The sequence below is a fragment of the Mesorhizobium sp. WSM4810 genome, from assembly GCF_055811235.1.
The window spans coordinates 211186-228481 of record NZ_JBVVQV010000004.1 but is presented as its reverse complement, the minus strand read 5'-3'; the positions used below and the strand labels follow the sequence as shown (position 1 = coordinate 228481).

Genomic DNA, 17296 nt, shown 5'->3' with positions numbered 1-17296 from the left:
CTGCCTACTGCCTACTGCCTACTGCCTACTGCCTACTGCCTACTGCCTACTGCCTACTGCCTACTGCCTACTGCCTACTGCCTAACCTAACCACGGAGTGCCATCATGACCACCATCGCCTTCATCGGCCTCGGCAATATGGGCAATCCGATGGCAGCCAATCTGGTCAAGGCTGGATATGCCGTTCACGGCTTCGACCTGATCCCGGAAAATCTCGCCAACGCCAAGGAGCATGGGGTCGTCGTCATGGCCAATGCCGTTGCCGCGGTGAAGGAGACCGACGTGGTCATCACCATGCTGCCGGCCGGCAAACACGTCCTGTCGGTCTATGAAGACATCGTGCCAAAGGCGAAAAAAGGCGCGCTGTTCATCGATTCCTCGACCATCGACGTCGAATCGGCACGAAAAGCCCACGCAATTGCCGCCAGACACAAGCTGCTGTCGATCGACGCGCCGGTTTCCGGCGGCACCGGCGGCGCCACCGCCGGCACGCTGACCTTCATGGCCGGCGGCTCGAAGGAAGCTTTTGCCAAGGCCGAACCAATCCTCAAGCCGATGGCCGGCCGGATCGTCCATTGTGGTGATGACGGCGCCGGACAGGCGGCAAAGATCTGCAACAACATGATCTTGGGCATTTCGATGATCGGCGTCGCCGAAGCCTTCGTTCTGGCGGAAAAGCTCGGCCTGTCGCACCAGGCGCTGTTCGACGTTGCCTCGAACTCGTCGGGCCAGTGCTGGTCGCTGACCACCTACTGCCCGGTCCCTGGTCCGGTGCCGACATCGCCGGCCAACAATGGCTACAGGCCGGGGTTTGCCGCTGCACTGATGCTGAAAGACCTGAAACTGTCGCAGGAAGCCGCGCAAAGCGCCGGTGCGGTGACGCCGCTCGGCGCCGAGGCCGCCCAGCTTTATGCGCTGTTCAACGCCCAGGGGCATGCCGCTGCCGACTTCTCCGGCATCATAAATTTCCTGCGCGGCACCCCGGCGTAATGCACATCGCCCAAAAGCTTGCCCTTCAGACGCGACGCGCTTTCAGCCTCGAACTCGACCGGCTTTCGGTTTCCGGCAAGAAACATCGGAAATTTAGATTTGCTTAAACTATCGATAACCACCCGGTAACGATGTCCCTGTAGAACGGAGTGCGAGGCGGCCTATCGCAACCGCCCGGCGCTCCGGATCAGGTCTCGCGTACCGGAGCCCGTAAGTTTCGCCAAGTGTTCAGTCAGCGAAGCGCCATGCGTATCTGGCAAAGCCGCGTTCCCGATGGAGCGCGGTTTTTGCATTAATGGGCCGGACCGCGCGGCCCTCGGTGGTGCAAGTCACGACCCCGTGCGGCCAAGGGAAGAGGGCTATGCGAGCCTCTTCTCAAGTTGCTCCATCCAATCGAGTTGCGACCAGCTTGCCGTCCATCATCATGGGGATGATTGCCAGCTTCTTTTCTTCCAGGAATTCCAGATCGGCGCTGCCTTGATTGAGGTCCATCAGCTGCTCGACTTTTCCATCCGGATGAATGCGAAAGAGCGCCCCTGCGACCCAATCCGTAACCAGCCAATTCCCTGCCCCGTCTGATTCTAGACCATCCAGATTTCCAACAGGCTCGCCGGACCCGATGTCAGAGATGGCATTCGTCTTCAGGTCGATCGCGATCAGATGGCCGGGTGTCTTGGACGAAAAATCCGGCTGGATGTCGCGACCCCAACCTGCGACGAGGAGGCGACCGTCTTCGACGCGCAGACCATTCGGATGCAGGAGATCCTCGCTCTCGAGCCAGACGGAGAGAGCATCATTGTCCAGAACATAAATCCTGTTCGCCAGCATGTCGGAAGCAAAGACCCGACCCGCCTCGTCGATAGCGGGATCATTGAGGAATTGAGCGCCTTCTGCAGGCCACGTTCCAGTGATCTGACCGCTCTCGACGTCGACAGCCATGAGCCGATCGATGTCGGTGACGAAAAGCGTATCGCCTTTCATCACCAATCCCTTGGGCGCATTAAAGCCGGTCACCCATTCGGCTGCCTGCAATTTTCCGTCAGGCGAAACTTTCGAAAGGTATCCAACCCCATCCTTGCCGGCGGGCTCGCCGACAATGTTGGAGACGTAGAAGACGTTCCGCTTTGCATCGAAGAGGACGCTCTCTGGGGCCTTGAAGCCGTCAAGCGACCAGACCTCCTCCGCCGTCGCCGGCAACCCTGTCACTCCTAGTAGCAGAATAGAAAATAGAACTGTCTGCAGCCTAATCATGATAGCCTCCCTATGTTATTTTGACGCGTTTATGTAAAACGCAACTACAAATTGCGTTGTCGATCTTACAAAACTTACAGTTGACGCTTCGATTGCTCTGACAAGCCTATGTGCCAAGCGGCTTATGCTTAGCCAGCATTACAATTCCCCAGATGAATGGCAGTTCCAACACCACTGTCGTTGGAAGCCGCACTGCGGACGAAAGATTGTCGACACGCTCGCGAAGCGGCAGCAGATCAAGGAAGACGCCAGGAAACGAAGCCGACCGCATCCGCGCCGACGTGGAGATCAAGCGGCTTGAGCGGACATCATTGAAACCTTCTGATTTCCAAGCCGTTATCGCCGGTATGTCCGGGGCTAAATCCAAGCCGAAATCCGTCTCCAAATCGCGCGATGGCGAGAAGTCGCGCCAGGAGAAGCAATCGACTGTCGAAGCCGCGTCTGAGATCGCCGGCGCGGCTCCGCCGCCGCTGGATTTCGTCGAACCCGATCCGGAGCTGACCCCTGAGGAGGCCGAGCAGGCGCGCAAGAGATACTTGCTGAGGCGTTTCTGGATCAGCGCGCGCGGTTACTGGGGCCGCGGAGGCGATAGGCGGGCTTGGCCGTACACGATCGGGTTATTGCTCCTGATCGTCATCAATGTCGGCTTCCAGTATGGGATCAATGTCTGGAATCGCGCAATTTTCGATGCCCTTGAGCAACGCAATGCTCGCACCGTCTATGTCCTGAGCGCCGTTTTCGTGCCGCTCGTGCTCGGAAGCGGAAGCCTTGTCGTTGCACAGGTCTTCCTTCGCATGACGATGCAGCGCCGCTGGCGTTCCTGGCTCACCAACGCGGTCATCGCGCGGTGGCTTGCAAGCGGCCGCTACTTTCAGTTGAACCTCGTCGGCGGCGACCACCAGAACCCTGAAGCACGCATCACGGAGGATTTGCGGATTGCCACCGAATCCCCGGTCGACTTCATCGCCGGTGTCATCAACGCGTTTCTGTCGGCCTCGACCTTCATCGTGGTGCTCTGGACGATCGGCGGGGCCCTGACTCTGCCGATCGCAGGTTCGACGGTGACCATTCCCGGCTTTCTCGTCATCACCGCGGTGCTCTATGCCGCGATCACATCCACCTCGATGGCGGTCATTGGCCGCCATTTCGTCCACCTCTCCGAGGAAAAAAATCAGGCGGAAGCCGAATTCCGCTACACGCTGACGCGCGTGCGGGAAAACGGCGAGAGTATCGCATTGCTTGGCGGCGAGGAGGAAGAGCGTAGCGGCATCGACAAGACGTTCGCCTATGTGCTCAGGCAATGGGCGCTCCTTACAGGTCAGCACATGCGCACAGCGCTGGTATCGCAGGGGGCGAGTCTGTTTGCGCCTGTCGTGCCGGTTTTGCTTTGCGCTCCAAAGTTTCTCGAAGGCGGCATGACACTTGGCCAGGTCATGCAGGCTGCCTCTGCCTTTGCGATCGTGCAGGGCGCGTTCGGATGGCTGGTCGACAACTACCCCCGTCTCGCCAATTGGAACGCCTGTGCACGGCGCATCGCCTCGCTGATGATGTCGCTCGACGGGCTCGAGCGCGCGGAGCAGAGCAACACCCTCGGACGCATAAAGCGCGGCGAAGCTGCAGGCGATGCGATGCTCAGCCTGAACAATCTCTCCGTGTCGCTCGACGACGGCACCGCCGTGGTCAAGGAAACCAAGGTCGTGATCGAATCAGGCGAGCGGGTGCTCGTCGCCGGCGAATCCGGCTCAGGCAAGAGTACGCTGGTGCGGGCCGTCGCAGGTCTGTGGCCGTGGGGCGGCGGCAGCGTCAACATCCACGCCGACAGACGGCTGTTCATGTTGCCGCAACGGCCTTATGTCCCCACCGGGACGCTTCGCCGCGCAGTCGCCTATCCAGGCGCCGCCGATCGCTGGACGCTGGACGAGATCAAGGCTGCCCTCGACAAGGTCGGGCTCGATTATCTGAATGACAAGATCGAGGACGACGCGCCATGGGACCAGACCCTCTCGGGTGGCGAAAAGCAGCGGCTCGCCTTCGCGCGTCTTCTGTTGCACAGCCCCGATATCATCGTGCTGGATGAAGCAACGTCAGCACTCGACGAAAAGAGCCAGGACAAGATGATGGAGATGATCGTTCACGAATTGCCGAAGGTCACCATCATAAGCGTGGCGCATCGCGCCGAGCTGGAAGCCTTTCATAGCCGCAAGATCACGTTGGAGCGGCGCGAGGGCGGCGCAAAGCTTGTCAGCGATATCGATCTTGTCCAGCGCAAGAGAAGACGGAACTTGCTTGAGCGATTTATGCGGCGCCGGCGCGCCGTACCGAAGCGCAGCGCTGCGTTGAGCAAAGCGGCGCTGCCCGAGACAAAAAAGTGAAATCCGCCGATCGGGCCTCGGCCCTTGGTGAGCGGCTCCTCCGGCTGGCAGAATCCGGCATTCAAACGCCGGGCCTCCGGTTGCAGAACGCCCGGCGATCGTTTTATCTCACCGCTTGCGCAAATCCGCCTGCGCCAGGTCAAGCGCCTTGGCGATGCGGCCGCAGGCTATGTCGATCGTCTCGCGCGTCCAGATCAGTGGCGGCGACAGGATCATCGTATCGCCGGTGGCGCGCAGCATCATGCCTTGGGCAACTGCGTGGTCGCGGACGGTCACGGCCGCGCTCCCGGCCGGCAGGAAGCGCTCCTTGGTCGCCTTGTCGCTGACGATCTCGATCGCCCCCATCAGCCCGATCGAGCGCACCTCCCCGACCAGATCGTGCTCGCCGACGTGCTCCTGCAGCGCCTTGGCGAAATAGGGTCCGGTGTCGTTCTTGACCCGATCGACCAAACCTTCCCGCTCGATGATCTCGAGGTTCTTCAGCGCCACGGCGCAGGCCACGGGGTGGCCGGCATAGGTATAGCCGTGATTGAACTCGCCGCCCTTCTCGACCAGCGTCGCGGCGATGCGGTCACCGACCAGCAATGCCGACAGCGGCTGATAGCCGGAGGTCAGCGCCTTGGCGGTGGTGATGGTATCGGGCTCGATGTCGAATGTCTGCGCTGCGAACCACTCGCCGGTGCGGCCATAGCCGGTGATGACCTCGTCGAGCATCAGCAGGATATCGTATTTGCGGCAGATGCGCTGCACTTCCGGCCAATAGCTCATCGGCGGTATCTTCACGCCGCCTGCTCCCATCACCGGCTCGCCGATGAAGGCGGCGACCTTGTCGGCGCCGGCTTCGAGGATGGCATCCTCGACGGCCTTGGCCGCGCGCAGGCCGAAATCATGGTCGCTTTCGCCGGGCAGAGCCAGCTCATAGGCATAAGGCATCATCACATGGACGATGTTGGGAACCGCGCCGTTGAGCTGCTTGTGCATCGGCTCCATGCCGCCCAGCGACGTGCCGGCGATGGTCGAGCCGTGATAGGCGCTCTTGCGCGAGATGATGCGGTTCTTCTCCGGCTTGCCTTCCAATGCCCAATAGTGGCGCACGAGGCGCAGCGCCGTGTCGTTGGCCTCCGAACCGGACGAGCCGAAGAACACCTGGTTGACATGCTTCGGCGCCAGTTCCGCCAGCTTTTTGGCCAGCAGCACCGGTGTCGGGGTCGAGCATTTGAAGAAGGAATTGTAGTAGGGCAGTTCCTTCATCTGGGCGTAAGCGGCGTCGGCCAGCTCATCGCGCCCGTAACCGATGTTGACGCACCACAGCCCGGCCATGCCGTCGAGGATTTCCGTGCCTTCGGAATCGTAGATGAACGGCCCGTTGGCGTGGGTGATGATGCGTGAGCCGGCCTCGCGCATCTCCTTGTGGTCGGTGAACGGATGGAGGTGATGCGCAGCATCGATCTGCTGAAGCTGCTTCAGCGAATAATTCTGATAGGTCATGTCTGATCTTCCTCTTGAACCAATCCGGCAATTGCAGCCGGGGCGGATTCGTCAGAGGAAGGCGGGCGGCGAATAGCCGATGCGGGCGCAAAGCCGCAGAAGCTCGGCGCGAAGCGTGCGCGGCGACGGCGTCACGGCCACCCCAAACGCGCATGATGCCTTCATCCGACCCATGCAGCATCTTAGGCGGTCTGATGCGCTCAGTTCAAGCCGTTCCGTTCAAGTCGTTACGGTCAGCGCCCGTTGCAGGAAGACATACTTCATCGCCGCCTGTGCCGCTTGCGGCCGGCGATCGCCGCGCCCGCCATGGCCGCCCTCGGTCTCCTCGAAAAACAGCGTCTTCGCGTGGCCGGCAGCCTGCAGCCGTGCCGCCATCTTCCGCGCATGGCCGGGATGGACGCGGTCGTCGGCGGTCGATGTGGTCAGCAGCACCGGCGGATAGGCGGCATCGGTCTCGACATGCTGATAAGGCGAGTAAGCCGCCAGCGACGCGGCCTCTTCCGGCTTCGCCGGATCGCCATACTCGGCCATCCAGGATGCGCCGGGCGGCAGTTCGGTGTAGCGCAGCATGTCGAGCAGCGGCACGTCGATGATCACCGCGCCGAAAAGCTCCGGATGCTGGGTCAGCGAAACGCCGGTCAGCAAGCCGCCATTCGACCCGCCCTGGATGCCAAGCGTCGCCGGCGTGGCGATTCCGCGTTCCACCAGGTCTTGCGCGACCGCGGCGAAATCGTCGAAGGCGTTCTGGCGATTGGCCTTGAGCGCGGCCTGGTGCCAGTTCGGGCCGAACTCGCCGCCGCCGCGGATATTGGCCTGCACATAGGCATTGCCCTTTTCCAGCCACAGCCGACCGCGCACGCCGGCATAGCCGGGCAGCAGCGGCACTTCGAAGCCGCCATAGCCGTAAAGCAGCGTCGGCACCGGCCCGTCCTGGTCGCGCCGCCTGACGACGAAATAAGGGATTTTGGTGCCGTCCTTCGAGCGTGCCTCAAACTGTTCCGAGACCAGCGACGACGCATCGAAACGCGCCGGCTGCGATTTCACCGTTGTCAGCATCGCTGCATTGTCGTCCGACCAGATGATCGAGCTCGGCGTCAGGAAATCGGTGAAGGAGAAGGACACGCTGGAGCCGAAACGCTCGGCGTGGCTGATGCCGACACTCCCGTTTTCGGGCAGCGCCACCGGCTGCAGCCACCAGCCGCTGCCGCTGCGATCGCAGGCGACGACCTTGCCGCGCACATTGTCCATCAAATTGATGAACAATCGGTCCCGCGTGCGGGCAATGCCGGCAATCGAGACACGATCCGCCGGCTCGAGCACGGTCTCGACAGGTCCTAACCCATTGGTCTCGATCCAGCGCGCGAAGTCCAGCGAATAGAGGCCATCAGGCTTGCACAGCGTGCCGTCCGGCGCCGTCCACGGGCTGCGCACTCCAAAGACGAACTGGTCCCTGAACAGCACCGCGTCGGTCACGTCGTCCGGCAACGGGATGCGCCTGTTTTCGCCGGAGGGCAGACGAAGAAAACTGTGCGAGGCAAAGAAATCGAGCGTCCGGGTCAGCAGAAGATGACGCTTGTCGCCGTCGAATTCGAGGGAACCGCCGGCGGCGAGATCCTGCTTCTGCGCCTCGAAAATCGGCGTCGCATCCTCCAGCCTGGTGCCGCGCTGCCAAAGCTTGACCACGCGCGGATAACCGGACTGGGTTTTTTCGTCCTCTTCGAAGGCAGCCGAGACGATGACCGTGTCCTTGTCCAGCCAGTTGAAGCCCGACTTCGATGCAGGAGCACGAAAGCCGCCCTCGACAAAGGACTTGCTGTCGATGTCGAATTCGCGCATTTCGCTGGCGTCGCCGCCATCCGGCGACAGGCTGAGCAGGCAGCGGCTGAAATCGGGGTAAAGCCGGCTGGCGCCGCTGAACACCCATTTCACACCCTCTTTGGCTGACAGACTGTCGAAGTCGATGATCGTCTCCCATTCCGGCTCCTCGGTCTTGTAGGAAGCGACCGGAGTGCGCCGCCAGAGGCCGAGCACGTTGGTCTTGTCCTGCCAGAAATTATAGACGTGGCCGTTGAGCGCAGACCCGACGGCAATGTTGTCTTCGGCCGTCATCAGGTCCAGTGCGGTTTGGAAGCAGGTCTGGTAGGATGGATCGCCCTGCAACTCGGCGACCGTGATCTCGTTCTGACGGTGAACCCAGTCGAGCGTTTCCTTGCCCGTTCTGTCCTCCAGCCAGAGAAAGGGATCCTCAGTCGCCGAATTGGGACGCGTCTTTGTGTTCGACTTGGTCATGTGGTCTCCGATAAACTCGTCAAGGCTCGGCAACGTCGTCTTGCCACTATCGGTATTCAACTTGGAACGCAAAAGGAGCCATTGCGCTGTTGGCCTCCTAAGGTGGGGCCGCCTGCCGCCCGCAGGCCACGAGGGAATCCATGCAACATCTGTACATTGCCAAAGAGAAGTTCGGTCCTTTCAGCGGCACTGCGTGGACCATGTACATAAACTGGTCCGGCCTCACCCAATTAAGCGAGGTCGTCTCACTCGATGGAATGCTCGGGCCGGTCGCGCTGGGACAGGTAAAGGACAGCTACTGGCCCCATATTGTCAACGAGGACTACATGCTGGATTTCTTTGTGGACCTGGACTTCCTCCTTTCGGAGCTGGCGGATCCGGGCGACTTGAATGTCCTTAATGTGATCCGAAGACCATCGCTTGACGTGCGTTCACTCGACTGGAACGGATTTACCTTCCTGGGCTACGACTTGTTGGATCAGGACGTCTCCATAAGCGCTCTGACCAACTGCGGAGGATTTCCTGACGTGTTTGCGAACACGGAACTGTCCGATGTTGGATTGATACCCGATTTTGATCGTGCCGTTGAAATTCGAGACCTTCTACGCAGGATGCATCCCTCTGAACACCATGCCGAATGTGATTTATGGGCGATTTCCAGATGGCAAGGAAATGAAGGCACCCCGCAATTGTATTAGACCGCTCGCCCCCGCAATACGGTTGTGACCGCCAACGCCAGACAAATGGCGCCAAGCGTGATCGGCAGGCCGTCCGCACCGAGAATATCCATGGCGCCGCCCGCCAGCGGCGGCACGGCGATGCCGCCGACGCCCCACATTAGCGAGAAGGCAGCGTTGCCGGCGACCAGTGCCGAGCCGGTGAACCGCTCGCCGAGCTCGATGATCGACATCGTGTAGATGCCGTAGGAAACCGCACCCCAGACAAACACGCACGGCCAGATCAGCGGCGTCTCGATGAGAACCGGCAACAGCACGCATCCAAGCACCGTTAGCGATACACAGATAAATCGCACCAGACGCGCCGTCAGCCGTTCCGCCAGCAGGCCGAGCGGCACCTGCATGGCGATGTTGCCGGCGATCATCATCGACAGCAGCGCCGACATGCGCGCCTCCGCGATACCATAATGCGCTCCGTAGACCGGCAGCAGTGCCAGCACCCCCTGTTCGAAACCGGCGGCCACCACCACCGCCGACAGCAGCAGCCATGCCATCGGCATGAACCCCATCACCGAAACCTGGTGCCCGGCTTCATCGACCTTTGGCAGCCGTCCCAGCACCAGCGCCAGGCAGGCGCCGCAAAAGACGAATGCGGCGATGCCAACGAGAAACGGCGGCCATCCTTCGGTGCCGACGGCAAGCAGGCACAGCGGGCCGGCCGCGAAACCGGCCGAAATGACTGTGGAATAGATTCCCATCACGCGACCACGGCGCGCCGGAGGCGCCAGCGCGATCACCCAGATCTCGCTCAGCACATAGAGCGGATTGGTCACCACGCCGATCAGGAAGCGCAGTGGAAACCAGAGATAGACATTTTGCGTCCAGCCGATCAGCGCCAGCATGATGGCGGAAAGGGCCGCGCAGGTCAGCGCCGTGCGCCCTGCCCCGAACCGGCGCGCCAGCGCCGGGATGAGCGGCGACGAGACGATAAAGCCGACCGGCGTCATTGCCGCCGACAGGCCGATCATGGCCGGCGAGACGCCCTGGCGCTGCAGGATGAAGCTCAGCAGCGGATAGCTTAGCCCTTGCGCGATAGCGAACACCGAAACGGTGGCGATCACGCCGGTGATCGCCGCCCACTGCATTGTCTCGTCGCTGTTCTGTTCCGCCCGGTCCATGATCCGCACCACGAAACCTGCACGATTAGCGTTTCGGCGGCGTGCCGGGAAGCACCGGCGGCAGGAACCGCTTGCGCCAGCCAGAGCATGCCTTGTTAAGGACTCCGCGGCGCCATTCAGGCCACTACGGAAAATACCGGGCAATCGCCCCCTTCTTGCCCTCCGCGTAAGGCTTCAGCCACTTGTCGTCGATGGAGAGCCCGTCATTGTCCGACGGTCCTTCTCCAATCGTTCTACGCCAGGCGCGGAACTTGTAGTGGTCGAACACGTCGAGCATATGCACCGCAAAGGCCGCAGCGAACGTCTTGTCGCCTTCGACGATCACCATGTTCTCGTCGTTTTCATAGGACGCCTTGTAGCCAAGGTTGTGGCTGCCGGCGATGACGGTCGCATTGTCGGCCATCGGATCGATGATCACGATCTTGTCGTGCACGATCGCATGGCCGACGGTCAGCACTTCCGCCTGGAAATCCCGCGCAACGGAGGCCCCCGTCAGGTTGGCCGCCCTGACGATGGAGACGTTCGGCGCCTCCCAGACCTTCTCCGGAAAGACGAATGGCGATTTGCCGTCCTTGTTCGATTTGTTGGTGACTGGATCCCGGGTCGGAGCAATATAGTTGGGCATGGCGGTGTGATCGCTGATTGCGCCTTGCACGATCAGCTTTGGATTCGCCGTCGCCGCCGCGACCGCCTGATCGATGACCGAATTGTTGCCAAGCCGCGACGGATTGAACACGAGAAAGAGCACCGCCTCCTTCGCCGCCTTGATTCGTGCGAAGACATCTTCGAGGTCGACAGGCCGCACCGAGATGTCCTTTTTGCTGCGGTCGGGATCGTTTGGCGAGAACCAGATGGTGGTCCCATCGACATGGTTCGGTGTGCGATTCTTCAGGCGAAACGGCCTGCCTTGCTTCTGCGCCACACGTCCAGCGGCGCTATCGCTCGCCGGCGGCGGGAACACGTCGGCCTTCATCCGCTCCCAATAGGCATCGAACACTTTGGCCATGGCAGGGTCGTCGCGGATGAAGGCGTTGTTGGACTGTCCGCAAATGCCGGTCGACGTCCAGTTGGTGCTGCCGGTCATGACCGCCTGCGGATTGGCCTGGGCGTCGCGGTAGACGGCAAACTTGTTGTGGCCGATATGATTGTTGTTGAACAGACGATCGGTCAGCACGACGCCGGCGTCGCGCAGCCGCTTTCTGAAGGGCGCGTTGCCCGCGTCCCACGCCTTCGTTTGTTCATCCCTGCCCGAATTCGAAAGAATGACGTCGACGACATCCTTGGCGTCGATGATCGCGTCGCACAACTCGTCATCGCCAAGCTCGTAGAGGGCAAGCCTGACAGTGCCGCCCTCGGCCTTGGCCCGTTTCATCAGGCTGGTGAGCACATCCGGAACCTCGCCATGAAGATAGGCGCGGATCTTGCTGCCGGGACGCTGAAGCTCGGCCCTGATCTTGTCGCGCTGCCCGACCTTGATGCCGGCGTCTTCCAGCGCGCGCGACAGCCATTGCGTCGAGAGCACGCCGTTGGTGAAGGCGAGCCGCGCCTTGCCGAACATCGATCCCAGGAAGATGGTCGGGCTGACGGCGCCTTGTCCGAGATAGCCGAGCGGCCGAGCCGCTCCGGTATAGGCTTTCTCGGGGCGCACCGGCACTGGATCGAGGCCGGGCCGCATGTCGCCGACCGGACGCACCCGGTAGGCGACCAATTCGCCATCGGGCCTGATTTCGACGCTGTCGCGGCGCCGCCGCACCGTAAGATCGCGCCAGAATGTCTTCTGCACCGGCCAGACGCCGGTATCCTGCGGAATCCAGTCCTTGTTGCGTTGCCCCCGGAAAGGCACCCAGGAAGCCAGACAGCGTTCCTCGCCGGTGCCGGGATAGATGCGGACGATCTCGAAGCCGAGACAGCCGTCGATCATTCCGTCAATATCCCAGGCAATGAAAGCGACTTCGTTGTTGGTCGCTGCACGCACGCTAACAACATCCGACACGGAAATAGTCTCCCTCAGGACGGTTTGTATTCAATGTACTTGCTCAATATGACGTGATCGCAACGTGACATGTTTCACAGTTCGGGCACAGATCTGGATTCGCCCTGGTGCGTCCGGCTGGCGAACGTCCATGTCGCTTCCCTCGTCCTAGTGGTCGCCGCCTCCGCAATGGCGGGACGGCGGTCGGTCCATTATGCCGCCGCACCATCGCAGCGTACGAGGACTAGCATGACCGCCGCCCTTCATCCCGCCGAACCGGCATTGACAAACGACCGCGCCCGTCGCGGCGGCCGCGCGGGCAAGCGCGCCGGCGCAGCGGCGGCATTCGAGCAGCCGCCTTTCCGTCAGCTGAAAATCCCGCTGACGCCGACCAGGCTGGTCTCCGACGACGAACTGGAATCGATCCACCTCGCCTCGCTGCGCGTTCTCAGGGAAATCGGCGTCGACGTGCTGCACGACGAGGCAAGGCGCATCATGAAGGCGCATGGCGCAGATGTCCGCGAAGGCAGTGAGCGGGTGCGCTTCGACAGCGACATGATCCTCGAGCTGGTTTCGCACTGCCCGTCGGAATTCACCATCCATGCCCGCAATCCGGCGCACAATGTCCGCTTCGGCGGCGACAACCTGATCATCTCGATGATGGCGTCGGCGCCCAATTGTTCCGACATCGACCGCGGCCGCCGCCCCGGCAACCAGCAGGACTACCGCAACTTCCTCAAGCTTGCGCAGATGCACAACATCCTGAACTGCACCGGCGGCTATCCGGTCGAGCCGATCGATATCCATCCGTCCGTCAGGCACCTCGAATGCATCCGCGATCTGAGCGTGCTGACCGACAAGGTGTTCCACATCTATTCGCTCGGCAAGGAGCGCAATGTCGACGGCATCGAGATCACCAGGATCGCGCGCGGCATCAGCGCCGAACAGCTTCTCGAACAGCCGTCGGTGTTCACCATCATCAACACCAATTCGCCGCTCAAGCTCGACGTGCCGATGATGGAAGGCATCATCCAGATGTCGAGCAAGGGCCAGGTCGTCATCGTGACGCCGTTCACCCTGTCGGGCGCCATGGCGCCGGTGACCATCGCCGGTGCGCTGGTGCAGCAGAATGCCGAGGCACTGTCCGGCATTGCCTTCGCCCAGATGGTGCGCAAGGGCGCGCCCGTCGGCTATGGCGGCTTCACCTCCAACGTCGACATGAAGTCCGGCGCGCCGGCCTTCGGCACGCCGGAATACATGAAGGCGCAATTGGTCGGCGGCCAGCTCGCCCGCCGCTACAACATTCCCTACCGCACTTCCAACACCTGCGCCGCCAACACGGTCGACGCACAGGCCGCCTATGAAAGCGTGTTCTCGCTGTGGGGCGCCATACAGGGCGGCGGCAATCTGATGATGCATGCGGCCGGCTGGCTGGAAGGCGGCCTGCGCTGCTCCTACGAGAAGACCATCCTGGACATCGATCTGCTGCAGATGGTGGCCGAATTTTTGACCCCGCTCGACCTTTCGGAGGAAGCACTGGCTATCGACGCCATCCGCGATGTCGGTCCCGGCGGCCATTTCTTCGGCACCCAGCATACCCAGGACCGCTACAAGACCGCCTTCTATTCGCCTATCATCTCCGACTGGCGCAATTTCGAGACCTGGGCGGAAGCCGGATCGCCGACAGCTATCGAAAAAGCCAATCGGGTATGGAAGGAGCGGCTGGCCTCCTATGAAGAGCCCTACATGGACCCGGCTATCCGCGAGGAGCTCGACGCCTTCGTCGACAAACGTCGGTCCGAAGGCGGCGCGCCGACTGATTTTTGATCATCTGCATTGATTTGATGAACAGGCGACTCCCACTCCGTCGAGCTCCGCTCGACACCTCTCCCCCGATCGACGGGGTAGAGGAATGGCGCGAGATTATTCCAGATGACGCCCTTCCTCTCCCTCCGGAGGGGGGAGAGGTGGCGCTGCGAAGCAGCGACGGAGTGGGGGACGCCATTGCCAAGACACGCAGTCGCCGCAAAATAGGTACAACCCAGCGAGCACGAAAACTCAGGCAAGCAGGCAATCAGACGGAAGCATTGCTTTGGCTTGAACTAAAGGCGCGCAAGCTTGGGGGCTATCGCTTTACGCGTCAGTTTTCCATCGGCCCCTTTTTTGCAGACTTCGCTTGCCGCGAGAAATGGCTTGTCGTTGAAGTCGATGGACACCAACACGCCGGCAGTTCCTATGACCGCCGCCGCGACGAATTCATGCGCGCCCAAGGCTATTCGATTCTGCGTCTTTGGAACCATGACGTCCTGAAACATCGTACTTCCGTCTGTGAAACCATCCTTGCCGCGCTTGATGGCAGGCTGGCCGAGAACATCGCTGTATCCGACCTCCGATTTGTTCTCACACCCCGCCCACTCGATTCAATCTCTTCAAAAACGGAACTATCTTCATGAAATCTCATGCAAAAGCGGTTGTCATCGGTGGCGGCGTCGTCGGCTGCTCGGTGCTTTACCATCTGGCCAAGGAGGGCTGGACCGACATCATGCTGATCGAGCGTTCGGAGCTCACCTCCGGTTCGTCCTGGCATGCGGCGGGCGGCTTCCATACGCTCAATGGCGATCCCAATGTCGCCAAGCTGCAGGCCTATACGGTGCAGCTCTACAGGGAGATCGAAGAGCTTTCAGGCCAGTCCTGCTCGCTGCACCTGACCGGCGGCGTGATGATGGCCGACACGCCCGAGCGCATGGACTTCCTGCGCCTTGCCCACGCCAAAGGCCGCTATCTCGGCATGGACACCGAGCTGATCACGCCGTCAGAGGCCAAGGCGATGTTCCCGCTGATGGACGAGACCAATTTCGTCGGCGCCATGTGGGATCCGGTCGAAGGCCATCTCGATCCTTCCGGCACCACCCACGCCTACGCCAAGGCCGCCAGGAAGCTCGGCGCCGAGATCGTGCTGCGCAACCGCGTCGTCGAGCTGACGCAGGAGGTCGACGGCACCTGGAACGTCGTTACCGAGCAAGGCACGGTCAAGGCCGAGCATGTCGTCAACTGCGGCGGCCTGTGGGCGCGCGAGATCGGCCGCATGGTCGGCGTCGAGCTGCCGCTGCTGGCCATGGAGCATATGTACCTTTTGACCGAGCCGATGCCGGAGGTCGAGGAATTCAACAAGTCGACCGGCCGCGAGATGATCGGCGTTATGGACTTCAAGGGCGAGATCTACACCCGCCAGGAACGCAACGGCATCCTGCTCGGCACCTATGAAAAAGCCTGCAAGCCGTGGTCTCCGGTCAACACGCCGTGGGATTTCGGCCATGAGCTGCTGCAGCCCGACATCGACCGCATCGCGCCGTCGCTGGAAATCGGCTTCAAGCATTTTCCCGGCATCGAGAAGGCCGGCATCAAGCAGATCATCAACGGTCCCTTCACCTTCGCGCTGGATGGCAATCCGCTGGTCGGCCCGGTGCAGGGCCTGACCAATTTCTGGTGCGCCTGCGCCGTCATGGCCGGTTTCTCGCAAGGCGGCGGCGTCGGGTTGGCATTGTCGAACTGGATGGTCCATGGCGATCCCGGCTTTGACGTCTGGGGCATGGACGTCGCGCGCTTCGGCGAATGGGCGACGCTGCGCTATACCAATGCCAAGGTGCGCGAAAACTATTCGCGCCGTTTTTCCATCCGCTTTCCCAACGAGGAGCTGCCGGCGGCACGCCCGGCCCAGACGACTCCGCTTTACGACACGATGCTGGCCAACAACGCCGTCATGGGCGATAGCTGGGGCCTTGAAACCCCGCTCTGGTTCGCACCGAAAGGCACCGAGCCGAAGGACATCGTTTCCTTCCATCGCTCCAACGATTTCGGGCCGATCGGCGAGGAAGTGCGCGCCACCCGCGAGAAGGTCGGCGTCACCGAGATCGCCAATTTCGCCAAATACGAAGTCTCCGGGCCGGGATCGGAAGATTTCCTCAACCGGCTGATGACCAACCGCATGCCGAAGACCGGCCGCATTGTGCTGACCCCGATGCTAAACGAGTTCGGCAGGCTGATCGGCGATTTCACCATCGCCAAGGCGGGCGAAGAGCGCTTCATGATCTGGAGCTCGTCGGCGGCGCAGAAGTATCATATGCGCTGGTTCGAGAAGCACCTGCCGAAGGATGGTCCAGGGGCGTCACAGGTCCGCATTCACCGCTTCGACCAGACGCTGGTCGGCTTGTCGATCGCCGGGCCGAAATCACGCGACCTGCTGCAGAAACTGGTTGACGCCGACATCTCGACCAAGGCCTTCCGCTTCATGGACTTCCGCGAGATGGCGGTCGGCGGCGCGCCCTGCATGGTCAATCGCATCACCTATACCGGTGACCTCGGCTACGAGATCTGGATGGCGCCGGCCTACCAGCGTCTCGTCTACAAGGCGATCAAGGATGCCGGCGAAGAGTTTGGCCTGGTCGATTTCGGCATGCGCGCCCTGCTCTCGATGCGCCTGGAAAAGAATTTTCCGACCTGGTTCCGCGAACTGCGCCCGATCTACGGGCCGTTCGAGGGGGAGATGGACCGCTTCGTCAAGCTGGAGAAGAACGACTTCATCGGACGCGACGCGGCAGCGAGGGAGCAGGCAGAAGGGCCAAAACTGCGCCGTGTCTCCTTCATCGTCGATGCCGCAGACGCGGACGTGATGGGCGACGAACCAATCTGGGCCAAGGTCGGCGGCAAGGACTACGGCACGGTGGAAAAGCCGCACGGCTATGGTGCGGCGCGTTTCGATACGGACGGCAAGGAAGTGCGCGGCTCGAGCGCCGCGGAAGGCGCTTCGGCCGTGCGCGGCATCGTCGACGGCGACTGGCGCGTGGTCGGCTGGGTCACCTCCGGCGGCTATGCCCATTACGTCCAGGAATCGATGGCGCAAGGCTATGTGCCGGCGGCCTTGGCCGCGGACGAGAGCGCCGGACTGTTCGAGATCGAGATCCTCGGAAGCCGACGACCAGCCCGCATCAATGTCGAGCCGCCTTTCGACCCGAGCGGCGAGAAGATGCGGGCCTGAAAGCATTGGACCCAAAGGCCCGCCCTCGGGCCTGACCCGCGCGG

The 17296-nt window shown here is 61.7% G+C and carries 11 protein-coding genes; 6 read left to right on the top strand and 5 right to left on the bottom strand.

What is annotated here, in order from left to right; all coding sequences use genetic code 11:
- Positions 1 to 105: 105 nt before the first annotated feature.
- Positions 106 to 990: a 3-hydroxyisobutyrate dehydrogenase gene (mmsB, locus tag AC0L3O_RS08280; protein ID WP_473534081.1), complete on the top strand. Its 885-nt coding sequence runs from the start codon at positions 106 to 108 to the stop codon at positions 988 to 990.
- Positions 991 to 1365: 375 nt separating this feature from the next.
- Here mmsB and AC0L3O_RS08275 read toward each other — a convergent pair whose 3' ends face one another.
- On the bottom strand, positions 1366 to 2241 hold the full coding sequence (locus AC0L3O_RS08275) for an SMP-30/gluconolactonase/LRE family protein (protein WP_473534082.1): 876 nt from the start codon (positions 2239 to 2241) through the stop codon (positions 1366 to 1368).
- A 347-nt stretch (positions 2242 to 2588) separates the two neighbouring features.
- On the opposite strand from AC0L3O_RS08275, the gene AC0L3O_RS08270 reads away from it, so the two are divergent.
- A complete protein-coding gene (locus tag AC0L3O_RS08270) occupies positions 2589 to 4613 on the top strand; it encodes an ABC transporter ATP-binding protein/permease (RefSeq protein WP_473534276.1) in 2025 nt (674 codons plus the stop codon).
- Between the two features lie 108 nt (positions 4614 to 4721).
- On the opposite strand, the gene AC0L3O_RS08265 is transcribed toward AC0L3O_RS08270, so the two are convergent.
- Both AC0L3O_RS08265 and AC0L3O_RS08260 read right to left on the bottom strand, forming a co-directional pair.
- The gene (locus tag AC0L3O_RS08265) at positions 4722 to 6101 is read right to left on the bottom strand and encodes an aspartate aminotransferase family protein (RefSeq protein WP_473534083.1); all 1380 of its coding nucleotides are present in this window, start codon (positions 6099 to 6101) and stop codon (positions 4722 to 4724) included.
- 219 nt (positions 6102 to 6320) lie between these two features.
- Positions 6321 to 8390: a prolyl oligopeptidase family serine peptidase gene (locus tag AC0L3O_RS08260; RefSeq protein WP_473534084.1), complete on the bottom strand. Its 2070-nt coding sequence runs from the start codon at positions 8388 to 8390 to the stop codon at positions 6321 to 6323.
- Between the two features lie 140 nt (positions 8391 to 8530).
- Here AC0L3O_RS08260 and AC0L3O_RS08255 point away from each other — a divergent pair, with 140 nt between their 5' ends.
- Entirely contained in the window at positions 8531 to 9088 is a 558-nt protein-coding gene (locus AC0L3O_RS08255; RefSeq protein ID WP_419693649.1) for a hypothetical protein, read from the top strand.
- Here AC0L3O_RS08255 and AC0L3O_RS08250 read toward each other — a convergent pair.
- Positions 9085 to 10245 (bottom strand): MFS transporter, encoded by a 1161-nt coding sequence (locus tag AC0L3O_RS08250; protein ID WP_128173835.1) that lies wholly within the window; start codon positions 10243 to 10245, stop codon positions 9085 to 9087. The two genes, AC0L3O_RS08255 and AC0L3O_RS08250, sit on opposite strands and share 4 nt — an antisense overlap.
- Positions 10246 to 10369: 124 nt before the next feature.
- The gene (locus AC0L3O_RS08245; RefSeq protein ID WP_473615316.1) at positions 10370 to 12238 is read right to left on the bottom strand and encodes a phospholipase D-like domain-containing protein; all 1869 of its coding nucleotides are present in this window, start codon (positions 12236 to 12238) and stop codon (positions 10370 to 10372) included.
- Between the two features lie 228 nt (positions 12239 to 12466).
- Between AC0L3O_RS08245 and AC0L3O_RS08240 the strand changes: the two genes are divergently transcribed.
- The 3 genes from AC0L3O_RS08240 (at position 12467) to AC0L3O_RS08230 (ending at position 17252) form a co-directional block, all read left to right on the top strand.
- The gene (locus AC0L3O_RS08240; protein WP_473534087.1) at positions 12467 to 14044 is read left to right on the top strand and encodes a trimethylamine methyltransferase family protein; all 1578 of its coding nucleotides are present in this window, start codon (positions 12467 to 12469) and stop codon (positions 14042 to 14044) included.
- A gap of 140 nt (positions 14045 to 14184) precedes the next feature.
- Positions 14185 to 14670 carry an endonuclease domain-containing protein gene (locus AC0L3O_RS08235; protein WP_473534088.1) on the top strand — a complete coding sequence of 162 codons (486 nt, stop codon included), beginning with the start codon at positions 14185 to 14187 and terminating at the stop codon, positions 14668 to 14670.
- Positions 14667 to 17252: a GcvT family protein gene (locus AC0L3O_RS08230; protein ID WP_473615315.1), complete on the top strand. Its 2586-nt coding sequence runs from the start codon at positions 14667 to 14669 to the stop codon at positions 17250 to 17252. Before AC0L3O_RS08235 ends, AC0L3O_RS08230 begins: the two co-directional genes overlap by 4 nt.
- Positions 17253 to 17296: the final 44 nt, after the last annotated feature.